This is a genomic window from uncultured Amphritea sp. (genome assembly GCF_937127095.1).
In the GTDB taxonomy this organism is placed as follows: domain Bacteria; phylum Pseudomonadota; class Gammaproteobacteria; order Pseudomonadales; family Balneatricaceae; genus Amphritea.
This window is the reverse complement of record NZ_CAKZLP010000053.1, coordinates 1-5,066: the sequence shown is the minus strand read 5'-3', so window position 1 is coordinate 5,066 and position 5,066 is coordinate 1. Positions and strand designations below refer to the sequence as shown.

At 47.7% G+C, this 5,066-nt stretch carries 4 protein-coding genes; 3 read left to right on the top strand and 1 reads right to left on the bottom strand.

What is annotated here, in order from left to right; translation table 11 throughout:
• The 3 genes from Q0499_RS11750 to Q0499_RS11740 all read left to right on the top strand — a co-directional run.
• A partial coding sequence (locus Q0499_RS11750) for an acyl-CoA dehydrogenase (protein ID WP_299199559.1) occupies nucleotides 1-1,443 on the top strand: 1,443 nt, incomplete at its 5' end.
• Nucleotides 1,444-1,497: 54 nt separating this feature from the next.
• A complete protein-coding gene (locus Q0499_RS11745) occupies nucleotides 1,498-3,354 on the top strand; it encodes a feruloyl-CoA synthase (RefSeq protein ID WP_299199557.1) in 1,857 nt (618 codons plus the stop codon).
• Nucleotides 3,355-3,618: 264 nt separating this feature from the next.
• Nucleotides 3,619-4,368: a response regulator transcription factor gene (locus Q0499_RS11740; RefSeq protein WP_299199555.1), complete on the top strand. Its 750-nt coding sequence runs from the start codon at nucleotides 3,619-3,621 to the stop codon at nucleotides 4,366-4,368.
• Between the two features lie 186 nt (nucleotides 4,369-4,554).
• On the opposite strand, the gene Q0499_RS11735 is transcribed toward Q0499_RS11740, so the two are convergent.
• Nucleotides 4,555-4,725 (bottom strand): hypothetical protein, encoded by a 171-nt coding sequence (locus tag Q0499_RS11735; protein ID WP_299199553.1) that lies wholly within the window; start codon nucleotides 4,723-4,725, stop codon nucleotides 4,555-4,557.
• Nucleotides 4,726-5,066 lie beyond the last annotated feature (341 nt).

Genomic DNA, 5,066 nt, shown 5'->3' with positions numbered 1-5,066 from the left:
GTGCATGAGATGTGGCTAAGCTCCAATCTGAGTTTTGTTATGTTTCAGGCGCTGACTCAGGGGGCTGCAGAGATTCTGCTGGCGGCTAAAGATGACCGGCTGAAGCAGCGTTATCTGGAAAAGCTGGTCACCGGAGAGTGGGCGACCTGTATGTCCCTGACCGAGCCTGGTGCCGGTTCGGATCTGGGGAACACCCGCACCCGCGCTGTACGTCAGGACGATGGTACCTATCTTATTACTGGCCAGAAGATCTATATCACCTATGGTGAGCATGATCTGTCTGAAAATATTGTCCACCTGGTGTTGGCTAAAACGCCGGATTCACCTCCGGGCGGTAAGGGCGTTTCGCTGTTTATCGTGCCGAAGTATAAGGTGGACGAATCAGGCCAGTGCGGTGAGCTGAACGATGTTCGTTGTGTTTCCATCGAGCATAAGACCGGATTACATGGCAGCCCTACCTGTAGCATCAGTTACGGCGATGATGGCGGCGCTATCGGCGAACTGGTCGGTGAAGAGAATCGTGGTCTTGAGTATATGTTCATTCTGATGAACGAGGCCCGTCTGAGCACCGGTCAGCAGGGTGTTGCAATCGGTGAAATGGGCTATCAGCGGGCACTGGAATATAGTCTTGAGCGAACTCAGGGGCGCGATGCCCTGACGGGTGAAACTAATGTGCTGATTGCGCGTCACCCCGATGTTAAGCGGATGCTGATGGGCTTGCGGGCCCAGGTGACAGCGCTTCGTGCCCTGAGTTATCAGATCGCTTCCCGTCTGGATCTGGCTGAAATTGAGTCAGAAGACCGAGCAGCGCATCTGCGTTTTGTCGCCTTAATGACTCCCATCTTTAAAGCCTTTTCTACGGAAAGCGGCAATCTGATGGCAGGCACAACGATTCAGATATTTGGCGGCATGGGGTTTGTTGAAGAGACCGGTGTCGCTCAGTTGATGCGGGATATTCGCGTCACCACGATCTATGAAGGTACCACGGGGATTCAGGCAAATGACCTGGTGTTCCGCAAAGTTCAGGGCGATCAGGGGGCGGCGCTGAAGGAATTGTTGGCTGATATTGAAGCCGACTTTGCCAAATATGCAGCACTGAATATCGCAGGCTCGGAAAAAGAGATACTGACGCAGATGATCGCAGTGCTGAATGAAAGTGCAGATTACATTCTGCAGCAGGGTAAAGAGGGGCGTGAATCACTGCTCTGCGGTGCTGTTAATTTACTTGAGCTGATGGGGGTAGCTTGCTGTAGCTGGATGATGATGCGCACCGCTGTTGCCGCTTATGAACAGACGGAACAGAGCACGGACAGGGTATATCTGAATAATCTGATCGCGTTAAGCCGGTTTTACTTTACCCACTTTACGCCCAAGGTGATGGCGCTGCATAAAACGGTCATCAGTGCGGAGACTGGGATCCAGGACTACCAGATAGAAGAGTAAGTCAGCCGTATTGGCTGACGCAACAGAATAAAAAATTTTAAAGCGAGAATAATAATGAACGCAGAAGTTCTTCCTGTAAATGTAGTGACATACGACGTCAGCGTTGAGCAGCGCGGCGATGCCTCCATGTTGATCCGGTCAACCGGGGAGTTGCCTGAGTATGCAGCTAAAATGACTGATAAGCTGGAATACTGGGCCGCCGAAACACCTGACACTGTGTTAATAGCGCAACGCACAGAAGATAAACATCACTGGGAAACAGTCACCTACGCTGAGGCGTTGGTCAAAGTAAAGCATCTCTCTCAGTATCTTCTCAATCAGAACCTGTCGGCTGAACGCCCCATCGTTATTTTGTCGGGCAATAGTATTTCACATTTGTTGCTTGGCCTGGCAGCAATGTATGCGGGTATACCATACGCGCCGATTTCGACTGCTTACTCACTCATATCAACTGACTTTGGTAAGTTGCGTTACATTACTGATAAGCTGACGCCGGGATTGGTATTTATTGAAAACCTGGGACCATACCGTGATGCAATCGACGCTGTCATGCCATCTGATTGCAGCGTGCTGGCAACAGAAGCGGCTCACGGTGTAGATGATTTTGGCTTTGATCTGACTTTATTTGCTGATGCACTTACTACACCGGTAACCGATGAAGTTGCTCACGCAAATGCAGCGGTTGATGGTGATACGATAGCCAAGCTGCTGTTTACCTCTGGTTCAACCGGTATGCCTAAAGGCGTTATCAATACTCAGCGAATGATCTGCGCTAACCAGGAGATGATTGGCTCCTATCTGCAATTTGTCAAAGAGCAGCCTCCTATATTGTGTGACTGGCTTCCGTGGAACCACACTTTCGGTGGAAATAAGAATACCGGGTTGGTTATCTATAACGGTGGTTCACTCTATATTGATGGTGGTAAGCCGGTTCCGAGAGGTATAGCTGAGACCGTTGCTAACCTGCGTGAGATTGCACCCACCATCTATTTTAACGTGCCTAAGGGGTATGAGCTGCTGGTCAAAGAGCTTAAACAAAATCCCGATATGGCCGGGGTGTTCTTTTCAAATCTTCAGGTGTTGTTTTATGCCGGTGCCGGCCTTGCCCAGCATGTCTGGGATGATTTGCTAGAGCTCTCTGTTCAGTATACCGGCCGAAAAGTGCCGATATTAACCGGACTGGGGGCTACGGAAACCGCTCCCTCAGCAATGTTTACCTCGATAGAAGAGTCAGCTTCTGGCGTTGTGGGTGTACCGGTTCCCGGTGTGGAGCTTAAGCTTGTTCCCAATCAGGGCAAGCTGGAAGTGCGGGTAAAGGGCGTGAGTATCATGCCGGGGTACTGGCGTGATGAGGCGCAAACAGCTAAAGCCTTTGATGAAGAGGGTTACTACTGCCTGGGCGATGCACTTAAGTTTATTGATGAGGAAAAACCATCCCGTGGTTTTTACTTTGACGGTAGGGTGTCGGAAGACTTTAAACTGGATACCGGCACCTGGGTGAGCGTGGGTACCCTTAAAGCGCATATGATCCATGAGTTTGCCCCTTACATTCAGGACGTGGTTATTGTCGGCCGCGACCGTGGATTTATCAGTGCGCTGGTGTTCCCGGATGTTGAGCATTGCCGCAACCTGATCGATATCGAAGAGGGTTCGCTGAGTCTGGAACAGATCGTCAATCATGAGGCTGTACGTCAGGTCTTTAGTGATCATCTTTCCAGTATGGCCGAGAAGAGTACCGGAAGTTCCACGCGTATTAAAAGCTTAGTGCTGCAAAGTCGCCCGGCCGATATTGATGCTCATGAGATGACCGACAAAGGTTCATTGAATTCTAATGCAGTGATCGCTAATCGTGCAGATATTGTTGAGGATATCTACAGTGCAACACCCTCTTCTCAAGTTATTTCGCTGTAAAGTTTATACGAGCTAAGGACTTTAAAAGAAAACCTAACGATTTTGAGTTGCTTTTATTTAACTCTCCTCAGTGCCCCTTTTTAAGGGGCTTTTTTTTAATGTCTCAATCGGGTATCTGTTTTTTAGATAGGGTTGTACACATTTCTTATGACTTGGAGGGTTAGTTATCATGTTAATATTCTTGATGGTCGGTAATTCTTTTTGGTTAAATAGAATTATAAACCGAGGATAATTATAAAAATAAATACCTGGCATGAGAGAGTTATGAAAAATAATTTCGAGCTAAGGATGAAAGGTTTTGATAGGGAAATTGTACTGAATAAATCGACAGAGATTATTCATTCGTTGGCAGGCAATAATGATCAGCTCATTATTTACATGCTACCGGACAGTCTGGATAGATCTATCCGGATTAATGTTCACCTGAGAATTTTTGTAAGTTACTTTATGTTTGATAATTGTCCGGATGATCAGACGGTCACCCCTCTGAGTACGGATCACAATATGGTCTCGCTTGAGTCCAGTCCGTTGAAAGCGCTGATACTTCATCTGCTTGAGCATAAAGAGAAAATCACCGCAGAATTACAGCGTCATTACGTCGACATTATCTACCACTATATTGAGTCGGAAATTGAGTTTGACCGGCCATTTTCAGAGACCAACAGTAGTAAACAGATACTGATGGAGCGGTTGCGGGCGCATATTGATCAGAATGTTAAACGCAATCTATCGGTAAAGAGTCTGACCGATGTGTGTCATATGAGTGAGCGATCACTCTACTACCTGTTTCGCGAGAGTGAGTCGACGACTCCGCTTTCCTACATTCAGCAGCGTAAAATTGCCCATGTTCATAGTGAGATACGTGAAGGGAGATCAAGCCGGAGCATCACACAGATTGCGATGGATTATGGTTTTAGCAATCTGGGACGTTTTTCACAGCTTTACCGTGAACAGGTAGGGGAGTTGCCATCGGTGACACGATCCAGAACGGTTGGTCAGGCGTTGAGGGCATAATCTGCGTTTTTTAGACTTTAAATCATTCGGAAATCGGCGATAGCTGAATAGTTTGGCTGAGATAGGTTTGTCTGTACTTCTGCTGAGATGCTAACGTTTAATAACTGTAGTTAAAGGAGGATAAAGATACCGGTGAAGGGGGCCAGTATCTCTATCCAGATGTATCTGTTCTAAGCGTTGATGAGCTTAGAACTTGTACATCGCCATCACTTCAACCTGCTGTCCAGCTGGACGCATTGGGTGGTTAGCCATATCCTGATCACGCCACTCGATACCCAGATCCAGACCCGGAGCATACTTGTACATCAGGGTAGCAGTGGTCATGAACGCTTCAGTGTCAGCAACATCATCAACCATCACTTTACCGTAACGCAGAGTACCGTTCAGTTTATCAGTTAGATTCTGTGTGATACCAAAGCTATAGCCTGTCTGAGAAACCAGCTCGCCTGCTGCATCGATATCGCATGTAGCAGTTTTCGTTGGATTCCATGTACCGCCTACACATAAGCCGGTATTTGGTCCCTGGCCTTTACCAGAATAGACACCAGCGGTAACGGCGCCTTTACCGAAGGCCAGTTTACCTTGAAAGGACAGCGCTGCACCGATTTCTGAATTATCTGTTAGCCCGCATTTTTCATGAAGGTCTAAACAAAAACGGCTGAAAGCGTTATGGTTATTGGTGTCTAGTCAATTCTCAT

Coding starts and splice junctions, on each gene's coding strand:
- Q0499_RS11740 (WP_299199555.1), top strand. CDS start 3,619: ATGAAAAATAATTTCGAGCTAAGGATGAAAGGTTTTGATAGGGAAATT.
- Q0499_RS11735 (WP_299199553.1), bottom strand. CDS start 4,725: ATGGTTGATGATGTTGCTGACACTGAAGCGTTCATGACCACTGCTACC.
- Q0499_RS11745 (WP_299199557.1), top strand. CDS start 1,498: ATGAACGCAGAAGTTCTTCCTGTAAATGTAGTGACATACGACGTCAGC.